General features: G+C 38.5%; 17 protein-coding genes and 1 pseudogene. 9 read left to right on the top strand and 9 right to left on the bottom strand.

Annotation, left to right across the window (positions count from 1 at the left end; translation table 11 throughout):
- The first annotated feature begins 1,123 nt into the window (after positions 1 to 1,123).
- From J7E57_RS26830 to J7E57_RS26815, 4 genes are all read left to right on the top strand, one after another.
- Complete coding sequence (locus tag J7E57_RS26830; RefSeq protein WP_131031784.1) at positions 1,124 to 1,327, top strand: hypothetical protein; 204 nt, start codon at positions 1,124 to 1,126, stop codon at positions 1,325 to 1,327.
- Between the two features lie 79 nt (positions 1,328 to 1,406).
- Positions 1,407 to 2,306 carry an MBL fold metallo-hydrolase gene (locus tag J7E57_RS26825; RefSeq protein WP_215131757.1) on the top strand — a complete coding sequence of 300 codons (900 nt, stop codon included), beginning with the start codon at positions 1,407 to 1,409 and terminating at the stop codon, positions 2,304 to 2,306.
- Between the two features lie 257 nt (positions 2,307 to 2,563).
- A complete protein-coding gene (locus J7E57_RS26820) occupies positions 2,564 to 3,886 on the top strand; it encodes a cytochrome ubiquinol oxidase subunit I (protein ID WP_215131755.1) in 1,323 nt (440 codons plus the stop codon).
- A 77-nt stretch (positions 3,887 to 3,963) separates the two neighbouring features.
- Positions 3,964 to 4,968 (top strand): cytochrome d ubiquinol oxidase subunit II, encoded by a 1,005-nt coding sequence (locus J7E57_RS26815; RefSeq protein WP_215131753.1) that lies wholly within the window; start codon positions 3,964 to 3,966, stop codon positions 4,966 to 4,968.
- 192 nt (positions 4,969 to 5,160) lie between these two features.
- On the opposite strand, the gene J7E57_RS26810 is transcribed toward J7E57_RS26815, so the two are convergent.
- From J7E57_RS26810 to accD, 3 genes are all read right to left on the bottom strand, one after another.
- Positions 5,161 to 6,708, bottom strand: coding sequence for a M20/M25/M40 family metallo-hydrolase (locus tag J7E57_RS26810; protein ID WP_215131751.1), 1,548 nt, complete (start codon positions 6,706 to 6,708; stop codon positions 5,161 to 5,163).
- Positions 6,709 to 7,027: 319 nt separating this feature from the next.
- Positions 7,028 to 7,492 carry a YciI family protein gene (locus J7E57_RS26805; protein WP_215131749.1) on the bottom strand — a complete coding sequence of 155 codons (465 nt, stop codon included), beginning with the start codon at positions 7,490 to 7,492 and terminating at the stop codon, positions 7,028 to 7,030.
- A 317-nt stretch (positions 7,493 to 7,809) separates the two neighbouring features.
- On the bottom strand, positions 7,810 to 8,655 hold the full coding sequence (gene accD, locus J7E57_RS26800; protein WP_057933455.1) for an acetyl-CoA carboxylase, carboxyltransferase subunit beta: 846 nt from the start codon (positions 8,653 to 8,655) through the stop codon (positions 7,810 to 7,812).
- 320 nt (positions 8,656 to 8,975) lie between these two features.
- Here accD and fbaA point away from each other — a divergent pair, with 320 nt between their 5' ends.
- From fbaA to J7E57_RS26785, 3 genes are all read left to right on the top strand, one after another.
- On the top strand, positions 8,976 to 10,055 hold the full coding sequence (fbaA, locus tag J7E57_RS26795; protein WP_029276269.1) for a class II fructose-bisphosphate aldolase: 1,080 nt from the start codon (positions 8,976 to 8,978) through the stop codon (positions 10,053 to 10,055).
- Positions 10,056 to 10,195: 140 nt separating this feature from the next.
- On the top strand, positions 10,196 to 10,702 hold the full coding sequence (locus J7E57_RS26790) for a low affinity iron permease family protein (RefSeq protein WP_215131748.1): 507 nt from the start codon (positions 10,196 to 10,198) through the stop codon (positions 10,700 to 10,702).
- Positions 10,677 to 11,099 carry a GNAT family N-acetyltransferase gene (locus J7E57_RS26785; protein ID WP_215131747.1) on the top strand — a complete coding sequence of 141 codons (423 nt, stop codon included), beginning with the start codon at positions 10,677 to 10,679 and terminating at the stop codon, positions 11,097 to 11,099. The genes J7E57_RS26790 and J7E57_RS26785 overlap by 26 nt, the downstream gene beginning before the upstream one ends.
- Positions 11,100 to 11,244: 145 nt before the next feature.
- Here J7E57_RS26785 and J7E57_RS26780 read toward each other — a convergent pair whose 3' ends face one another.
- Both J7E57_RS26780 and J7E57_RS26775 read right to left on the bottom strand, forming a co-directional pair.
- The gene (locus J7E57_RS26780) at positions 11,245 to 12,105 is read right to left on the bottom strand and encodes a hydroxymethylglutaryl-CoA lyase (RefSeq protein ID WP_215131745.1); all 861 of its coding nucleotides are present in this window, start codon (positions 12,103 to 12,105) and stop codon (positions 11,245 to 11,247) included.
- A gap of 110 nt (positions 12,106 to 12,215) precedes the next feature.
- Positions 12,216 to 13,550 carry an NAD(P)/FAD-dependent oxidoreductase gene (locus J7E57_RS26775; RefSeq protein WP_215131744.1) on the bottom strand — a complete coding sequence of 445 codons (1,335 nt, stop codon included), beginning with the start codon at positions 13,548 to 13,550 and terminating at the stop codon, positions 12,216 to 12,218.
- 213 nt (positions 13,551 to 13,763) lie between these two features.
- Between J7E57_RS26775 and J7E57_RS26770 the strand changes: the two genes are divergently transcribed.
- Positions 13,764 to 13,925, top strand: coding sequence for a hypothetical protein (locus tag J7E57_RS26770; RefSeq protein WP_215131742.1), 162 nt, complete (start codon positions 13,764 to 13,766; stop codon positions 13,923 to 13,925).
- Positions 13,926 to 13,990: 65 nt separating this feature from the next.
- Here the strand turns inward: J7E57_RS26770 and secDF are convergent, their stop codons facing one another.
- From secDF to J7E57_RS26750, 4 genes and pseudogenes are all read right to left on the bottom strand, one after another.
- Positions 13,991 to 16,975: a protein translocase subunit SecDF gene (gene secDF / locus J7E57_RS26765; protein ID WP_215131740.1), complete on the bottom strand. Its 2,985-nt coding sequence runs from the start codon at positions 16,973 to 16,975 to the stop codon at positions 13,991 to 13,993.
- A gap of 407 nt (positions 16,976 to 17,382) precedes the next feature.
- On the bottom strand, positions 17,383 to 17,886 hold the full coding sequence (locus J7E57_RS26760; RefSeq protein ID WP_215131738.1) for a dihydrofolate reductase: 504 nt from the start codon (positions 17,884 to 17,886) through the stop codon (positions 17,383 to 17,385).
- A gap of 81 nt (positions 17,887 to 17,967) precedes the next feature.
- Positions 17,968 to 18,263 (bottom strand): annotated as a pseudogene (locus J7E57_RS26755) (four helix bundle protein).
- Positions 18,264 to 18,443: 180 nt separating this feature from the next.
- Entirely contained in the window at positions 18,444 to 19,238 is a 795-nt protein-coding gene (locus tag J7E57_RS26750) for a thymidylate synthase (protein ID WP_215131736.1), read from the bottom strand.
- A gap of 209 nt (positions 19,239 to 19,447) precedes the next feature.
- On the opposite strand from J7E57_RS26750, the gene J7E57_RS26745 reads away from it, so the two are divergent.
- On the top strand, positions 19,448 to 19,642 hold a 195-nt coding region (locus tag J7E57_RS26745), incomplete at its 3' end, for a helix-turn-helix domain-containing protein (RefSeq protein WP_215166337.1).

The raw sequence follows: 19,642 nt of genomic DNA, 5'->3' as shown, positions 1-19,642 counted from the left end.
TATAGATGATCCAAATACAGCGAAATGGTCAATAGGTACTGTTCAAACTTTAAGAAATAAAAAAAGGGAGGGTTATCCTCTCACGACGGCATCGATTAATTTTCGTGTCTTGCGGGACTACAAGTTTATCTCCCTCTTTTGATTATTTTTATTATAAAGGTAAAGATATGAGCAGGACTGTACTTGCCTAAATACCACTGTACCTGATTTCCAAAATAAAAAATCGCGTTTGAGATAGTTACCGCTTATGTCGAAGCAAAAAAACTCTTGCAAAACACAAAAATAAAACTTATATTTAATTAAGATAAAGGCAATCCACGCCATTTTAATGTTGTTCCAGAACGAAACCTTATCAAATTCCCCGTGGTATAAGGTTAAGCAAGTTTTAAATAGCTTTTTTATTCGCGCATTGTGCTGTTAAAAAGGCATTCTGATTAAAATTGTTAACCCTGAAAACTAACCATGTTTTCAACAATCTATATCGTCATGGAAAAGAGCCAAAACAATCAAAATCTAGAGAACGCGAAGCAGGAAGAAAAATTAAATGAAGAAAGGAAACACATTTACAAGTTTATCCTTAATCCATTTTCGTTTGAATCTTCAAACCATTTCAACAAAATCCATAAAAGAAGATTTCATTCTTTCGGCTGCATTCACGAATTGGGAAAACTTCCGGGAGCAATGTTTTAAAATCTGCCGTCGAGATGCCGTCATTTCGAGCGGAGTGCAACGCAGTCGAGAAATCTGTCTAGATAGATCTCTCTGTTTCGCTACCGATGAAAATCGGTACATGTAGCGCTTCATCCGATTACTATTGGATCGAGATGACGACTTCTCTTTATAATTCTGTCATTCTGAATGCAATGAAGAATCTTTTAATTGCCTGGTTGGTAGCTCACCGAACATAAGGTTTATTGCTATTACCTAGTCTTAGCGTCTCGCTAAGACTTTAGTTTTTTGCTACTGAAACATAATGAACAAGATTAGATTAATTGAGAGGTCTTAGCGAGACGCTAAGACGAGAAGAGTTTTTCTAAAAAAACACATAAACCCATTCCCAAAACAACTAAGAAAAACAATCTTATTTTTCACTTGTTTCTATAATACATCAATTTACAATACTATGGAAACAAATAAGGAAAAAGGTAAAGTTGTTGAGAACGATTTGCTAGATAAAAAAGTAGAAGATGTGAGAGATCATGATTCTTTAGATGAAAATAAATCATCGAAAATAACCACTAACCTGTTTAACAAAGAGGATAAACGCAAGAATAATCCACTAGGGCCAGGACACGAACCCGGACCAACCCCAGGTTCAGGAATATAACTGGTCGGAATATATTTTACGAACAAAATGACTAAATTTAAACCACAGCAATTGCTGTGGTTTTTAGCTAAATCCCAAAATGGAAAGAAGAAATTTTATCAAAAACTCGGCATTGGCCATGGCCTTGCTTTCAATTTATAAATCAGATGTTTTTGCACAGCAAGCGCTAATGCGTGCTTACAACTTTAAACCATTGCGCAATAATGTAGGGATATTTACCGAACAGGGCGGTACAATAGGGTGGTTAAATTCGAGCAATGGTTTTGTGGTGGTAGATGCCCAGTTTCCAACTTCGGCGCCGCATGTGATCGAAGAGTTAAAAAAACTAGGCGAAAAACCTTTCAAATACCTGATTAATACCCATCATCATGGCGACCATACCGCTGGCAATATCTCCTTTAAAGGATTGGCCGAAAAGGTTGTGGCGCATCAAAACTCCTTAGTTAACCAGAAAAGAGGTGCAGAGAAAGCAAATAATTTAGACAAACAGTTATTGCCTGACACTACTTTTGGAACAAAATGGGCAGCAAAAGTAGGGGATGAGAACATAAAAGCTTCTTATTATGGCTCTGGTCATACCAATGGGGATGCCGTTTATCATTTTGAGCATGCAAATATTGCGCATGTAGGCGACTTGGTTTTCAACCGTAAGTTTCCTTACATCGATCGGGAAAACGGTGCACACATCGGCAATTGGATCACGGCATTGGATAAAATTTTGACTCAATTTGATAACGATACCCTGTTTATCTGGGGACATAGCTTAGATCCTGAAAAAGTAACAGGAAGCAAAGCAGATGTTAAAGCGTTTCAAAATTACCTGCAGAACCTTTTAACTTTTGTGAGCGGAGAAATCAAAGCAGGAAAAAGCAAAGAAGACATTCTAAAAGCAAGCTCAATTCCAAATGCAACAGAATGGAAGGGAGATGGCATCCAAAGGAGTTTAACTGCAGCTTATGATGAGTTGAAAGGGGTTTAGCAGCTAAGCTAAAAAAAAAATATTAACCACAGATAAAAAGGATGTACACAGATAAAGATATAATGCCTGTAAAATCTGGGCTTATCTTTGTGCATCTGTGGTTAAACAAAAACAATTATCACTGTAGTAACGAACAGCCAAATTTTTTTTCAATTTATAAACGTTCTATATTTAAAATAATCCTTTCAAGGTCATTGAATTACCGTAGGCTTTAGTGTTTAACAACTATATTTGTTACAATTCAAAATCTACAGCTCATGGATGATTTTATCGCAGCCCGTTCCCAAATGGCCTTATCGTTAGGCTTCCACATCATTTTTTCCTGTATTGGCATGGTTATGCCTTTCTTTATGGCCGTATCGCATTATAAATGGCTTAAAACAAACGATGAGGTATACAAAAATCTCACTAAAGCCTGGAGTAAAGGTGTAGCGATATTTTTTGCTACCGGCGCAGTATCAGGCACCATGTTATCTTTCGAATTAGGCTTGCTCTGGCCAAAGTTTATGGATCATGCTGGGCCAATATTCGGAATGCCTTTCTCACTCGAAGGAACAGCCTTTTTTATCGAAGCCATTGCCCTTGGTTTTTTTCTTTATGGTTGGAATAAGTTAAATAAATGGTTCCATTGGTTTACAGGGATGGTTGTAGGGGTAAGCGGCTTGGCCTCCGGAATTTTGGTAGTTGCCGCAAATGCCTGGATGAACAGTCCGGCGGGTTTCGACTTTGTAAACGGAGAATACCTTAATATCGATCCTATACAAGCCATGTTCAATAAAGCTTGGTTCAGCCAGGCCTTACACATGTGTTTGGCAGCTTTTACAGCGACGGGATTTGCCGTGGCAGGTGTACATGCTTTGATGATCTTGAGAGACCGCAATAAAGAATTTCACTTAAAAGCTTTTAAAATTGCGGCCATATTTGCCTGTATTGGTGCTTTATTGCAGCCTTTAAGCGGCGATATCTCCGCAAAAGATGTGGCGAAAAGGCAACCCGCTAAACTTGCAGCGATGGAAGCACTGTATAAAACCGAAAAACCAGCACCGCTATTGATCGGAGGCATTGTGAACGAGAAAGATAAAACGGTAAAAGGTGCAATTAAGATCCCGGGTGCCTTAAGTTTTCTCGCACATGGCGATTTTAAAGCTGAAGTTAAAGGATTAGATCAGATTCCAGAAAATGAACACCCCCCGGTGGCCATAACACATTATGCCTTTCAGATTATGGTAGGGATTGGCACTTTATTATTGCTGATTTCGCTGGTGTATTTCTTCAATCTAATCAGAAAGAAACCATTATTGGAGAAACCCTGGTTGCTAAAGCTTTTTGTATTGGCCATACCACTGGGTTATATCGCGCTGGAGGCAGGTTGGGTGGTAACTGAGGTTGGACGCCAACCCTGGATTATTTACGGTATTATGCGGACCAAAGATGCAGTTACGCCAATGCCTGGTATTGCCTATTCGTTTTATATCTTTTCAGCCATTTATATTTCGCTGAGTATTATCGTAGCCTTTTTACTTTACCGGCAGATTAAAATGGTGCCCGTATTGTATAATCAACCCGAAAAAAATCACTAAACACAAAAATTAAGATGATAATAGAAATAAGCTTATCAATCTGTGTAATCTAGATATCAGTGTAATCATTTTCATATATGAAAGACGTTGTAATTACATTTTTATGCATGGCCATTTTGCTCTACTTTTTATTGGGCGGAGCTGATTTTGGTGCAGGTATTATTGAGCTGTTTACTTCGACAAAAAACAGGAGTAAAACCCGTAAAACCATGTACCATGCCATTGGACCGGTTTGGGAGGCCAACCACATGTGGCTAATTATTGCCATTGTAATCCTTTTTGTTGGTTTTCCGCATATTTATACTACCATGTCGGTTTATTTGCATATTCCATTGGCCATTATGCTCATTGGAATTATTGCCAGGGGCACTGCTTTTGTATTCCGTCATTACGACGCGGTTAAAGATGATATGCAGTGGTTTTATAACCGGATATTCAGGTATTCGAGCTTTATTACCGCGCTATTTCTTGGTATTATTGCCGGAAGTTTGATTTCAGGCCATATTAATACGCAGGCGACCGATTTTTATTCAGCCTATATTGCAGGGTGGTTAAACTGGTTTTCTGTCGCTGTGGGCTTTTTTACAGTGGCACTTTGTGGTTTCCTGGCGGCCATATATCTTATTGGCGAAACAAAAGAAGCACACGATAAACGCCGTTTTATTAAAAAGGCCGAATTTATGAATGTGGCCGCCGTTGTTTTTGGTGGAATGGTGTTTATTGCTGCACAGCGTGATGGAATTCCATTAATCGACTGGGTTTTTAAAAGTAATGTCGGTTTATCTGCAATTGTATTGGCCAGTTTATCCCTTGTTTTGTTATGGTACTTATTGATTAAAGGTAAAACCAAGGTTTTACGCATTTTAGCGGGCTTCCAGGTAACGATGATCCTCCTGGCGATTAGTTATGCCCACTTTCCAAATTTTATTCGTTTAAAAAGCGGAGATGCAATTTCGTTATTGGAAACCGCTGGACCAGAAAAAACCATTTATAGCCTGGGTTTAGCACTTTTATTGGGCAGTGTGTTGATTTTACCTTTTTTGGGATACTTGTTTTATAAGTTTCAGAAGAAAGAAGAGTAAATATATTTATTTTTTGAGATCGTCATGCTGAATTTATTTCAGCATCTTTTTTGTAATTAGACCCTGAAATAAATTCAGGGTAACGAGGCCCCAAAATTATTACCGGATTATATATTTTGTATTGGTAATTGCACCATACAAAAAGAGCACTTGTTGCCAAATGCTCCTTAAAAATGTATTCAAAATCTTTATCTACAAACCACCTTTTCTATTCGATTTGGTTTGTACTGGCCAGGTTGTTGGTTTTCCGGTGCGTTCGTTTACAGGTAAATCTGTTGCTTTTTCAGTCGAGGTTTTCTCCGGATCTTCACAGGCCATATAAACCATAATGGCCGCTAAAATTACATTGCTTCTAATCTCGTCGAAAACTAACTTATCGTAACTGTCGCGGTTGGTGTGCCAGGTATAAGTGCCATAATCCCAGCTGGTAGAGCTTAATGAGTAACCCAATGCTCCGGCAGCAACAAAAGAAGCAAAATCAGATCCTCCTGCACCAGGTGTTCCAGGGAAACTGGTTTTGATCTGGTTTTTAATGGTATCTGGTATAGCAGCCAACCAACGGGTGATGTAATCTTTTGATTTAGCAAAGCCTTGTCCGCCAATATTAACCACGCGGCCTGTTCCATTATCCTGGTTAAATAAAGCCTGAAGATTATTTACAATCTCCGGATGATCTTCTACAAATGCCCTTGAACCATTTAAACCTTGTTCTTCGCTACCCCAGTGCCCAACCAAGATGGTGCGTTTAGGGTTTGGATAAAATTTCTTTAAAATGCGCATAGCTTCCATCATCAAAATCGTTCCAGAACCGTTATCGGTAGCGCCGCTTGCGCCATCCCACGAATCGAAGTGGGCCGAAAGCATTACATATTCGTTTGGTTTTTGAGTGCCTTTAATTTCTGCTAAGGTATTAAAAGTAGGTACTACGCCCAGCTTCTTAGCATCTGCCTCGATTCTTAATTTAGGTTTATCACCATTTAAAGCCAATCGGTAAACCAAGCCGTAATCTTCAACAGATAAATCTAAAGTTGGGACCTTTTTAGTATTTGCACCAAAAATTTTATCTACGCCAAAACCTTGCGACCAGTTATTGATCACTACTGCTACTGCACCTGCATTTTCTATGGCTACAGGAAGTGTTTTTGCCGTTAAACCCGTTTTGGCTATACTGGCTGTCCATGCTTTAGCGGCATCGGCTTTTTCTTTTTTAAATTTCTCGAACAGATCTTTGGTGGCAAATTCTTCCCAGTTTTTTTCTGGTCGGCCGGATAGTTGATTCATTGAAATCAATACGATTTTGCCTTTTACATTTGGTAACCATTTTTGAAAAGATACCGAATCAGTAATTTCTGGGAGAATAATCGCTTCTGCATTAATGGCCTTGCCATTGGTAGATGGGCTCCAAGCCAATTGTGTACCTTCTAGGGTTCTAAGCCTTGGACTTATTAAATCAATGTGCGTAATACCCCTTTCCCAACCGGCCCACTCGCCCCATTTTTCATTTTTTGCAGAGATGCCCCAATCACTATATTTTTTTACGGCCCAATCATTGGCCTGTTTCATTTGTGGTGAACCAACTAAACGTGGCCCTACAACATCTAAAAGTTCGTGAGCGAGTTTCTCCAATTGAGAGTTTTCGTTCACTTCCTTAACAATATTGTCGATTACTTTCTTATCCTGAGCGAAAGCACAGGTTGAAGTGCACAGCAATAACGCGGAAAATAGTAGTTTTTTATTCATAATTAGTTAGGATTGATTATTTGATAATCTAATTTATGAAATAAGGAGTAGGGTTGAAGGATGTTAATGGAAATGTTGCAGTAAGTAGGATCGTCATTGCGAGAAGGCTTTTTTAGCCGACGAAGCAATCTTTTACCCTTGGTTTGTAAGGGCTGAGGATGTAGTTGAGATAGGGATTGAGGTTGGTGAGCCATCAACCTTGGAAGAGAAGATCACGGTTGAATAGTGAATGATTCAATAAGATAAAAGGTCAGATGGTAACATCTGACATCACTATATTAACTTCTCCGTGCCTTCAGTGCTTTCGTGGCAAACAAACCTAAAAACTACTCTTTTGGATCTTATCGTGAAACGGCAAATACTCAGCTAGTGCTGCAGAGCCATACCAATTGTACAATTCTGGTTCCAGTAATTTGGCTTTTATGGCCGGATCACTTTCCAGTAGTTGTTTTGCCTCTTCGATCGATTTTGTATTTAAAACGAAAATGCCGCGGTAATTTTTATCGTTTTTACCCATCGGACCAGCAACTACGAGTTTTTGTGCTTCGACCATTTTGCCCATGTTTGCCATATGTCCGGCAAATAAACTATCTGTTTTGGCTTTGGTTTCTGTTGTATTCGTGCCTGATTTCAGAATAACCAGCACATACATTTTCATGCCGTAGTTGTCGGCACCAAGCTTTTTAGCCAAGGCTTCATCGTAAATTACCTTAGCTTTTTTCTCCTGCGCTTGTATAGCGAGCGTAGCGGTGATCAGGGAGATGAATAGGAATAACTTTTTCATTTTAGTTTATGGTTTGGTTAGTTTAAAAATAAGAAAAATTGCGGTTATTTATTCGCCTCTTTTGGAGGGGTACCCGCAGGCGGGGTGGTTGTAGCAATCGCTAGGAAACCCCTCAAAAGAACTACTGACCTATGTTAACTAAACCTGATTGCCGCGGAAAGCCCGGAGTGTAGCGAGGACTAGAAGCAAAAAGCAGGACTGAATTCACCGAAGTTATTCAAGCCCTGCTTTTCTTATTATAGTTCATTTGTTCATTAGTCATTTGTTTATTGGTCGATTGCATTAATGAACCAATGACTAATGCACCACTAAACCAACTAGTTGTTCATCATTTTAATAAAAGCGCCCAATTTAGCTTTCATGGCTCTTCTATCTACAATGAAATCGAGGAAACCGTGTTCAAGAACGAATTCTGAAGTTTGGAAACCTTTCGGTAAATCTTTTTTAATGGTTTCTTTAATTACCCGTGGACCAGCAAAGCCGATCAGTGCGCCTGGTTCTGCAATATTAATATCGCCTAACATGGCGTATGATGCAGTTACACCACCGGTAGTTGGATCGGTTAATAAAGAGATATATGGAACTTTAGCCTGACCTAATAAGGCGAGTTTTGCTGATGTTTTGGCCATTTGCATTAATGAAAATGCGGCTTCCATCATACGGGCACCACCTGATTTTGAGATCATCAGGAAGGGAACTTTATGTTTAATGCTATAATCGATCGATCTTGCAATTTTTTCGCCCACAACTGAACCCATAGAACCGCCGATAAAAGCAAAATCCATACAGGCAATTACAAGGTCTTGTCCTTCGATTTTACCAACACCGGCACGGATAGCGTCTTTTAAGCCTGTTTTAGCCTGGCTTTCTTTAATTCTATCGGTGTAAGGTTTGTTATCGTTAAAATTTAAAGGGTCGCCTGATGTTAAGTTAGGGAACAGCTCTTTAAACTCGTTATTATCAAATAAAACCTCGAAATATTCTTTTGAGCCTACTCTCAGGTGGTAATCGCAGTAATGACAAACGTATTTGTTTTCCTGAAGTTCTGCCTGATGTAGCGGTTTTTTACAATTTGGACATTTATTCCACAAACCATCTGGTGCTTCTTTTTTCTCTTCTGTTGTGGTGATGATACCTTTTTTTTCTCTCTTAAACCAAGCCATATAATTTTTTGAAGAATTGGATTGCAAAGAAACGAAAAATAAAATAAAGTCGACCCTTATTAGATGTAAAAATAGTCAATGGTGAGTTGGTTGATAGTCGATTGGCAATAATGCAAGCGTTGGATAGGTAATTGAAAACTCGGCTCGGGCTACTGTTAACTGCTAATTGTAAACTTAAGTGTGTCTTTTTTACACTAAGGATAATGTGTTTTTTACACTAAATAGGCCTTATTTTGCTGTTAGGCAAATAATTCTGTTGTTAGAAAAGCTTGGAATGTTATTTTTTTTTATAACTTCGGACTTAATAAAATTAACAAGAAATGAGTTTAAAAGGCTACAAAGGCGTAATTTACGGAGATGCCGTTCAAGAATTGTTTGAGCAGGCTAAAAAACATCAGTTTGCTTTACCAGCAGTTAACGTAACCGGTACAAATACGGTTAATGCGGTATTGGAAACTGCTAAGGCAGTAAATTCGCCTGTTATGATTCAACTATCTAATGGAGGTGCACAGTTTTATGCAGGCAAATCTTTAGATAATGAGAAATTGCAAGCATGTATTTTAGGTGCTGTATCGGCAGCTAAACATGTACATTTATTGGCAGAGCATTATGGTGTTGCTGTGGTTTTACATACCGACCACGCCGCTAAAAAATTATTGCCTTGGATTGATGGACTTTTAGACCACGGTGAAAAATTCTTCGCTGAAACTGGAAAACCTTTGTTTTCATCACACATGTTGGATTTATCGGAAGAGTCGATTGAAGAAAACATGGAAATTTCTGCTAAATACTTAGCACGCATGGCTAAAATGAACATGACTATCGAAATCGAACTTGGTGTTACAGGTGGTGAAGAAGATGGTGTTGATAATAGCGATGTAGATAGTTCTAAATTATATACTCAACCAAGCGAAGTGGCTTATGCTTACGAAGAATTAAGTAAAGTTTCTCCTCGTTTTACAGTTGCTGCTGCTTTTGGTAACGTACACGGTGTTTATAAACCAGGTAACGTAAAATTGCAACCGGTAATTTTGAAAAATTCTCAGGATTTTATCAAAGAAAAATTCAGCTTAACAGCAGAGAAACCAATCAACTTCGTATTCCACGGTGGTTCTGGTTCTACTCAGGAAGAAATCAGAGAAGCAATTTCTTATGGTGCAATTAAAATGAATATCGATACTGATATGCAATGGGCATTTTGGGAAGGTATTTTAGAATATTACAAAAAGAATGAAGCTTATCTTCAAGGCCAGATTGGTAATCCTGATGGCGATGATAAACCAAATAAAAAATATTACGATCCACGCGTTTGGTTACGTAAAGGTGAAGAAACTTTTGTGAAACGTTTAACTACTGCTTTCGAAGATCTAAACTGCATCAACGTTAACGATAAACTGTAATTCTTGATTGTTTTTTAAGATTGAAAGTCTATTCAGTCATTCAAAAAATCAATCATTCAATAATTACAAAAGCGCCATGGGTTTAAAAACTTATGGCGCTTTTGTTTGTTTTATGGTTATATTTAAGCAAACAAATTGTAATGGCAAAATCTAAGAACGATACTAAAAGAAATAATTTTTTTGAGAAATTTGCCAATGCGGCAACCAAATTTACGGGTAGCTCTGCTGCATTTATATCGGCAACGGCAATCGTAGTGATTTGGGCGGTTACAGGCCCACTTTTCGATTATTCTGAAACCTGGCAGTTGGTGATTAACACAGGTACAACGATTATCACCTTTTTGATGGTTTTTTTGATTCAGAAAGCACAGAATAAAGATGGCAAGGCCATTCAGTTAAAATTGAATGAATTGATTGCTGCGCAGCAGGGTGCAAGCAACCGGATGGTTGATATAGAAGATTTGAGTGAAAAAGAGCTGGATCAATTACATAAATTTTACGTTACGATTGCCACACTTGCCAAAAAAGAGGCCGATATTCATTGTTCGCATTCAATTGATGTTGCTGAGGCATTAAATGAATCGAAATTAAAATCGAATAAACACTTTAAACACCACGATAATGAGTCTGCACGTTCAAAAAGTTAATCATCCCGAAGATTTAGATAAAGTATTTGCGATCCGTAAGATTGTATTTGTAGACGAACAGAGTTGCCCGCCAGAATTGGAGTGGGAGCATGAAGATGAATCTGTACATTTTCTGGCAACAAATAAGGGCCAGCCCTGCGGTGCCTGTAGGTGGCGTAAAACGGATAATGGTTATAAGCTGGAACGTTTCGCAGTTTTAAAAGATTTTAGAGGGCAGGGGGTAGGTCGTGCGCTAATTGCCGAGGCTTTATCTGATCTGCCAGAAGATGCGCATTATATTTACCTGAACTCGCAGTTAGATGCCATGAGTTTGTATGCTAAATTTGGTTTTGTAGCAGAGGGAGAGCAATTTGAGGAGGCTGGGATACAGCACTTTAAAATGGTGAAGAAGGTTTGATTTGCATCATAGCCTCGAAGCCACGGACTATTAGTATCGTCATTTCGACTGAAGCGCAGCGAAATGGAGAAATCTTTTTATATAGATTTCTCGACTGCGTTTCACTCCGCTCGAAATGACGAAGCGCGTTGGATATGGCAAAAAACTACCCAAATATCTTCCCTGATAAAACCATTGCCTCATTCCACTTATCCATATTTAGGTTCAATTTTTCTCCTTTTGCAGTTAAATAGCCAATTACGTCTTCGGTAGCAATGTTGCCTGTGAGGTCATCAGCAGCCATTGGGCAGCCCCCAAAACCTTTTAAAGCAGAATCTATACGTTTTACACCCGAACGATAAGCAGCTTCTATTTTTTCAAACCGTTCGGCAGGGGTTGAATGCAGATGGATGCCGATTTCGGTATTTTTAAACTTCGAAATCAGTTTTGGTAATATGCTTTCTATCTTCTCTGGCGTGGAAACACCTACAGTATCAGCTAACAATAAAATCGCTACACCTTTACCCACCAGTACATCAGCCCATTTTTCTACAATTTCATAATTCCATTCGTCGCCATAAAGATTCCCAAAACCCATCGACAAGTAAACAACCGCTTTCTTATTGTTTTTGGCACAAAGTGAAAGCATTTCTTCCACGGTGTTTAATGATTGTGCTATGCTTGAATTGGTATTACGCTGTTGGAACGTTTCTGAGATCGAAAAAGGGAAACCAAGGTAATCGACTGCCTCATACTTTATAGCGTTCTCTACGCCTTTTAAATTGGCTACAATAGCCAAGAGTTTAGTTGCCGTGTTGCTCAAATCCAATTGTGCTAAAACTTCGGCGGTATCGGCCATTTGTGGAATGGCTTTAGGGGAAACAAAACTTCCAAAATCGAGCGTATCAAAACCTACCTGAAGCAAAAGATTCAAATATTCTGCCTTAAGTTCGGTTGGAACAAAATCGTGTAGTCCTTGCATGGCATCGCGTGGACATTCTACTAATTTGAAGTTGTTTTGGCTCATATTTTTGGTTTAACCGCAAAATGCGTAAAGTTTTTCGCAAAGAAAAGAAAACAATTTTTTATCATCAAAGTTGCCTTAAAGACTAAAGACTAAAGACTAAAGACTAAAGACTAAGACACCTTAACTTCTTCTTTTACGGCTGGTACCTCATCTCTATAATCCACACTCCGGTCTTTTGCAAAGGTTCTGATAATTAAACGGGTTCCTCTGTCGTAACTGAAATAACTCCAAACCCAATTTACGAAAACAATAATCTTGTTTCTGAAGCCTACCAAAGTCATTAAGTGCACAAACATCCAGGTAAACCATGCAAAAACGCCTTGAAAACGGATTTTTCCAATATCTACAACGGCTTTGTTTCTACCTACGGTAGCCATTGAGCCTTTATCGAAGTATTTAAATTTCTCTAAAGGTTTATTTTCTTTGATGTTGATCAGGTTTTTGGCCAGATGGTGCCCTTGCTGTATAGCTGCAGGAGCAACTCCTGGATGGCCATTTGGTGTTTCTTCATCAACAATTGCGGCCACATCGCCAATGGCATATACATTTTGATAACCTACTACTAAATTCTGCGTATCGGTTTTCAATCGGCCACCACGAACAATTTCTGCTTTGTCTAAACCAGCTAGTATTTGTCCTTTAACACCCGCACTCCAAATTACGGTAGCGCTCAAAATTGGCGCCTTATCCTGTAAGGTAAGGGTATGTCCGTCGTAACCCATTACCCTGGTTTCGTTCATGATCTGAACGCCCATATCGGTAAGGAAATCTTTGGCTTTTTTCTGTGCCTGTGGCGACATTACACCCAATAATTCTGGTGAATTTTCTATAAGGTAAATATTCACCTTGCTAAAATCCATTTCAGGGTAATCGTTTGGAATAACGTGTTTTTTAAGCTCTGCAATGGCTCCAGCGGTTTCAACCCCTGTTGGGCCACCACCAACCACAACAAAGTTTAAAAGGGCCATTTTTTTATCTACATCTTTTTCGATCAGCGATTTTTCGAAATTCTGTAAAATCAAACTTCTTAAATCCAGTGCCTCTGGGATGGATTTCATTGGCATCGAGTTGGCCTCAATTTCTTTATTGCCAAAAAAGTTACTGGTAGAACCTGTAGCAATAACCAAATAATCGTAGTTAATTCTGCCGATATCGGTTTGTAAACAGTTTTCTGCTGCGTTAACTTCGGTAACCTTGGTTACCCGGAAAATGAGATTTTTCTGTCCTTTAAAAATCTTTCTTAATGGGAAAGCGATCGAATCGGCTTCTAAACCTCCTGTAGCTACCTGATAAAGTAAGGGTTGAAAAGTATGGTAGTTATGTTTATCGAGCATAACCACCTGAAAGGGTTTGTTTTTTAAACGTTTAGCTAACTCAATTCCTCCAAATCCACCGCCAACTATAACTACTCTTGGGTATTCGCTTTTAGGAAGTTGTAAATCCATTTTCTTATCGGTTTATCTATTGCTAATGTAACAAAAAGATGGCCAAAAGGTTTAGGAAATGAGGTTTTGGCAGCTATTCTGCCTTAAAAATGAATATATAACGTTGATATGACGAAGCAGGATTTTATGGGTTTCTTATCACTGTTTTAAGTTAATTAAACCTAATGGCAGTGAACATCCTTTTTAATTTGCAGTACTCCTGAAGATTTTGTCATGCTGAGGAACGAAGCATCTGCAAACGATGGAACAGATGCTTCGTTCCTCAGCATGACAGTGCGAATTAAAAAGATTGGAATGTACAGCAGGACTATCGGAACCAAAGAACCACAGCCCTTGCTTTTCAAAAAACAAAAAAACTTTGTGGCTTCGTGGTAAAAAAAACGCATAAAAAAAGCGCCCCGATACATCGGAGCGCTTATATATTTTAAGAAATTAATCTATTACTTTTTCTTCTCGGCTGAGCTACCCAAATCGATTACGATAGGAGTAGAGATACATAATGATGAATATGTACCGATGATACGGCCGATTAACAAGGCGAAGATGAATCCGCGGATGCTATCGCCACCGAAAATAAAGATTACCAATAACACGAAGAATACGGTTAATGAAGTTAAGATGGTACGACTTAATGTACTGTTCAGCGCGAAGTTGATTAAGTTGTTACGCTCTTCACCATGTAAATCTTCTTTGCCAGATTCTTTTAATTTCTCGCGGATACGATCGAATACAACAACTGTCTCCGTCATGGTGTAACCCATTACCGTTAAAATTGCTGCGATGAAATCCTGACCGATTTCTAATGAGAATGGCATAATACCGTCTAAAATAGTGTAGAAAGATAATACCATTAACACATCATGGAACAATGCGATTACCGCACCTAAACCATACTGCCATTTTTTGAATCGTACTACGATATAGATAAACATGAATAAACATGAGATCAATACTGCATAGAAAGCACCGTTTACGATATCACTTGCAATGATAGGCGTTACTTTTTGTGAACTTACAATTTCATATTTAGAACCGGCTAAACCTTTGTTTAAAGCATCTTCTACAACTTTATCAGTTTTAATGTCCTGATCTTCGATGTGGAAAGTAGTAGTAATTTTTACCTGGCTATCTTCACCTGCAGTTTTAACCTCAGGCGTTTCGTTACCGAAAACCGGGTTTAACTTAGCTTTTAAATCTTCAGTGTTAACTGCTTTATCGAAGTGAACCAAATAAGTTCTACCCCCTTTAAAGTCTACACCTAAATTTAAACCACCATTTTTGAAATACATACCAATACCAGCAATAATAATGATGGTAGAGATTACGTAGTAAATTTTACGACGGCCAACGAAATTGAAACCAATGTTTTTAAATGCGTTACGGGTAATGCTGTTATCGAAACTTACATCGATTTTGCGGTTTAATAACGATTCGAAAACTACTCTCGAAATGGCTACAGCTGCAAATAATGAAGAAAGGATACCGATACATAATGTAGTTGCGAAACCTTGAACCGGACCGCTACCAAAAACGTAAAGGATAGCACCTAAAATAAATAAGGTAACGTTTGAGTCAATAATTGAAGGCATTGCATGTTTAAAACCTTCTTTAATCGCAGTGGCCGTGTTTTTGCCATGTGCAAGCTCTTCACGTACACGCTCAAAAATAAGGATGTTTGCATCTACCGATAAACCAATGGTTAATACGATACCAGCAATACCAGGTAAGGTTAATACTGCACCAAGTGATACCAGGATACCAATGATGAAGAATAAGTTGATTAACAATGCAAAGTTAGCAACCCAACCTGCACGGTGATAATACAACGCCATGAAGATTAAGATTACGATAAAGGCAATTACGAATGAGATTAAACCATCGTGAATAGCTTGTGCACCTAAAGTTGGACCAACTACATAGCTACCTGCAATACGCGCAGGAGCAGGTAATTTACCAGCCTTTAAGATGTTAGATAAATCTTTAGTATCGGCTTGTGTAAAGTTACCGGTGATTGATGAAACACCACCAGCAATTTCGTTCTGTACGGTAGGCGCAGAATAAACCTGGTTATCTAATACAATTGCAATAGATTTTTTGTTGTTTGGATCAGCAGCGGCTTCGGCAGTAATTTTTTTCCACTTAGCAGAACCTTCGCTGGTCATGTACATGGTTACTTCTGGTTTACCTTTTTGATCAAAATCTGCACGTGAATCGCTGATTGCCTCACCACCTAAATCTGGCTTGCCATCAGCACTAACCACTTTAATAGCATATAGTTCGAAAATTTTCGAACCTTCTCTAGGTTTAACACTCCACATAAATTTCATCGTAGATGGAATAGATGCAGCAACTTCTGGAAGTTTTAAGTATGAATTAACCTTAGCAGTATCTTTTTGTAACGACATACCAACAACTGCACCTGGCATTAATTGTTGTTGCCCGTTTTCGCCCTGGTAAATAGGAAGGTTAAGAACAGCATACAATGGGTTAGATTTAAGCAATTCAGCTTTAACCGCAGTTGAATCCTTTTTACCTAAACCAGCAAGTTTGCCACCTTTAGCGGTAGTATCTTTAGCAGCAGCTTTTTCTAAACCGGCTAATTTACCACCAGCAGCCGGAGCAACTGTTGTATCTTTAGTTGCAGGCGCATCAGCTTTTAATGTTGCAGCTAAAATTTTATTAATGTTTTCTAACAATGGTGCAACTTCCTGCACCTGATATACTTGCCAGAACTGTAATTCGGCAGAACCCTGTAAAAGTTTAGCAATACGCTCTTTATCTTGTACACCTGGCATTTCGATTAAGATACGGTTGCTACCTTCTTGTTTTTGCATGTTCGGACTAACAACACCGAAACCATCAATACGTGAACGTAAAACTGTAAATGAACGATCGATCGCACTGGTTGCTTCTTTTTCCAAGAAAGATTCAACATCGCCATTGCTTGCGCTAGGCTTTAATTGAGATGCGTTATCCTGGTTAGAAAAATAATCTGCAAGTTTTACTCCAGGGCTTAATTTTTCGAATTCATCAACAAAAATTTTGATGTAATCTTTACCACCGGCATTTAACTGGATCTGTGCGTTCTGAACCGCTTTGTTAAAGTTAGCATCAGTAGGGTTGCCCGCTAATGATTTTACCAACTCTGCTAACGATATCTCCATCGTTACGTTCATTCCGCCTTTTAAGTCTAAACCCAAATTAATCTCTTTCGCTTTTACCTCTTGATAAGTAAATCCAACTACTGGATAAACTTTCACGGTACTCATCGAATCTAAGTAAGCCTTTTCTTTGGCCAAATCACCCTTCGCAGCGTTTTTTGCGTCTTTTTCCACTTTGGATGCTACCAAAGTAAAAGAAAGTGCGTACGCACAAACGATAGCCAATACTATCGCTATAAACTTAATAAAACCTTTTCCTTGCATTGTTTGTTTAAAATAATTTGTCTTTCGCTGTTTTTTAACAAGTCGGCAAATCTAATTAAATTTTTAAATTATAGAACCCCTTAATTGATAAATTATTAACATTAATTTTTATCGGGCAATAATCCCCCAAGATTCATCACGCAGAATTCATTTCAAAGTGCTAAGTTTAGATTGAAATTGATTCGGAAAGCAATTGCAGTTAGCTTTTGGGATTGGTTCGGTCCCGCTAATGTTTCTGCCCCGATGGAAAAAATCGGGGGCATCCATGTATATCGGGTTTAGACGGCAAAGGTAGTGGTTCTTTTGAAAATCCAGTCATTGCTGAGGCACGAAGCAATCTTAAAACACTGGGTTGATTAGCGGTCGTTGTAGGATTGCTTCGTGCCTTATAATGACGACTTAATGATTTATATCCTTTCTAAAACCTCAAAAGTATAATCGTATTTGTTTTTTTCGTCGGCTTTATGGGTTTCACTGCTGATTACTTTCCATTCGTTCCGGTCAATTTCAGGGAAAAAGGTATCCGCATCAAAATTGTGGTGAATGGTGGTTAAATAAAGTGTGGCGGTTTTGGGCAAGGCTTGTCTGTAAATCTCAGCACCACCAACAATAAATACCGGTTTTTCTTCTGTTTTGGTAATTGCTAAAGCTTCATCTAAACTATTTACCACTTCAACACCATTGATTTTTAAACTGGGATCTCTGGTAATCACAATATTCCTGCGGTTAGGTAGCGGTCTACCTACAGAATCGAAAGTTTTGCGGCCCATTACTACTGTGTGCCCCGAAGTGGTTTGTTTAAAGAACTTTAAATCGGCTGGCATGTGCCATAAAAGCTGGTTGTTTTTGCCTATTGCAAAATTTTCCCCTACAGCTACGGCTATGGAAAGGTTTTTTGGTTCATTAGTCATTGGTCATTTGTTTATTGGTATCGGCATGGTGCATTAGGCGCAGTTCAATTGAGATGAATTTAATATGCACTGACAACTGAGTTAAGTTTTATCTAAATTTTGCCCAATATATTTTATATAAGCATTCAGTTTTAAATGGATTGTTTGTAATTCGGTATAAAGTCCTGAATAACAATCTTCAGATATCAAATTTCTATTTTTTGATTTCCAAAGAAATGATTTTACTTCTAAAATTGAGCCTCGGCTATAATAGCAAAGTTTTTGTTTTCTTTGAAATGATACCTCCCATATCCCTCAGCAATATTTGCACTAATGGAATCGGCTGCTCTGCATAATTGCTTCCCAATAGTATCCTTAGCAAAATATTCCCATTCCATAACAATATCCCAGATTTTATCTGAAATTACCTCTGATAAATTATACACTTCTAAATCCTCTAATTTATAATTCATGATTTCTCTTGATTAAGTAAATTAAAGGGATGATTTTTTTAAAATAGGGCATTCAATTCTGCACCCAAACAAATGAACTAATGGCTAATGACCAGTGAACAAATGTTACACCGCCACTATCCCCTTAATATGCGGGTGCGCTTCGTAATTCTCCAGGGTAAAGTCTTCAAATTTGAAATCAAAGATGCTTTTTACATCAGGATTAATTTTCATGATTGGCAATGCTTTAGGTTCGCGGCTTAATTGTAGGTTGGCCTGTTCGATATGGTTATTGTATAAATGTGCATCGCCAAGGGTATGGATAAAATCTCCGGCTTCTAAACCGCACACCTGTGCTACCATCATGGTTAATAAAGCGTAAGATGCAATATTAAAAGGAACGCCCAAGAAAATATCGGCACTGCGCTGATATAACTGGCAGCTTAATTTTCCATCGGCCACGTAAAATTGGAAAAAGGCATGACAAGGAGGCAAAGCCATATTTTCGATTTCAGCAACGTTCCATGCAGAAACAATAATCCTGCGCGAATCCGGATTGTTTTTGATGGTATTGATGATATTGGTGATCTGATCGATATGTTGCCCATCTGGTGTTGGCCAGCTTCTCCACTGTGAACCATAAACCGGTCCGAGGTTGCCGTTTTCGTCAGCCCATTCGTCCCAGATACGAACACCATTATCTTTTAAGTATTTAATATTGGTATCGCCAGTTAAAAACCAGATCAGTTCGTGAATAATAGATTTTAAGTGCAATTTCTTTGTTGTCACCATCGGGAAACCTTCCTGAAGGTTAAAGCGCATCTGGTAACCAAAAACGCTTATTGTTCCAGTGCCGGTACGGTCGTGCTTTTGAGCGCCATGATTAAGCACATGTTGCATTAAATCTAAATATTGTTTCATACTGTTCTGATAATTTACAAATATCTAAAATTTATCAGCTGTTCGGAATCATTTTTATACACACTGTTCACTTACTAACATTGTAATGATAATTGTTTTTTGGAAATGAATGTGCTGTGCCAATGGCAGCCACCTGTCCTGCTTTTCGTTTCAAGTCCTCGCTGCGTGGACTGCCTCCAAAAAGTTGGACACTTTAATCGGAGCATTTTATGAGCAGAAAAATTAAGTATAGCCTGGAATTTAAACTGGCTATCATCGATCAGGTCTTAAGTAGAGAGAAACCTATGGTTTCAATCTCAAGGGAAAATGGTATCGAACGGCGTATGGTCTATCAGTGGGTAGAGTTCTATAAACGTTTTGGCGAGGCTGGACTAATCCCCCAGTCGACAGTGTATTCACTGGAA

It is taken from the genome of Pedobacter sp. ISL-64 (assembly GCF_018613605.1).
GTDB lineage: Bacteria > Bacteroidota > Bacteroidia > Sphingobacteriales > Sphingobacteriaceae > Pedobacter.
This window is presented reverse-complemented; position numbering and strand designations above follow the sequence as displayed.

Bases quoted from the DNA above. Each gene is read 5' to 3' on its own strand.
- J7E57_RS26790 (WP_215131748.1), top strand. From the start codon at position 10,196: ATGGCAAAATCTAAGAACGATACTAAAAGAAATAATTTTTTTGAGAAA.
- J7E57_RS26770 (WP_215131742.1), top strand. From the start codon at position 13,764: ATGCTGAGGAACGAAGCATCTGCAAACGATGGAACAGATGCTTCGTTC.
- fbaA (WP_029276269.1), top strand. From the start codon at position 8,976: ATGAGTTTAAAAGGCTACAAAGGCGTAATTTACGGAGATGCCGTTCAA.
- J7E57_RS26760 (WP_215131738.1), bottom strand. From the start codon at position 17,886: ATGACTAATGAACCAAAAAACCTTTCCATAGCCGTAGCTGTAGGGGAA.
- J7E57_RS26775 (WP_215131744.1), bottom strand. From the start codon at position 13,550: ATGGATTTACAACTTCCTAAAAGCGAATACCCAAGAGTAGTTATAGTT.
- J7E57_RS26825 (WP_215131757.1), top strand. From the start codon at position 1,407: ATGGAAAGAAGAAATTTTATCAAAAACTCGGCATTGGCCATGGCCTTG.
- J7E57_RS26750 (WP_215131736.1), bottom strand. From the start codon at position 19,238: ATGAAACAATATTTAGATTTAATGCAACATGTGCTTAATCATGGCGCT.
- J7E57_RS26810 (WP_215131751.1), bottom strand. From the start codon at position 6,708: ATGAATAAAAAACTACTATTTTCCGCGTTATTGCTGTGCACTTCAACC.
- accD (WP_057933455.1), bottom strand. From the start codon at position 8,655: ATGGCTTGGTTTAAGAGAGAAAAAAAAGGTATCATCACCACAACAGAA.
- J7E57_RS26780 (WP_215131745.1), bottom strand. From the start codon at position 12,105: ATGAGCCAAAACAACTTCAAATTAGTAGAATGTCCACGCGATGCCATG.
- J7E57_RS26820 (WP_215131755.1), top strand. From the start codon at position 2,564: ATGGATGATTTTATCGCAGCCCGTTCCCAAATGGCCTTATCGTTAGGC.
- secDF (WP_215131740.1), bottom strand. From the start codon at position 16,975: ATGCAAGGAAAAGGTTTTATTAAGTTTATAGCGATAGTATTGGCTATC.
- J7E57_RS26830 (WP_131031784.1), top strand. From the start codon at position 1,124: ATGGAAACAAATAAGGAAAAAGGTAAAGTTGTTGAGAACGATTTGCTA.
- J7E57_RS26815 (WP_215131753.1), top strand. From the start codon at position 3,964: ATGAAAGACGTTGTAATTACATTTTTATGCATGGCCATTTTGCTCTAC.
- J7E57_RS26805 (WP_215131749.1), bottom strand. From the start codon at position 7,492: ATGAAAAAGTTATTCCTATTCATCTCCCTGATCACCGCTACGCTCGCT.
- J7E57_RS26785 (WP_215131747.1), top strand. From the start codon at position 10,677: ATGAGTCTGCACGTTCAAAAAGTTAATCATCCCGAAGATTTAGATAAA.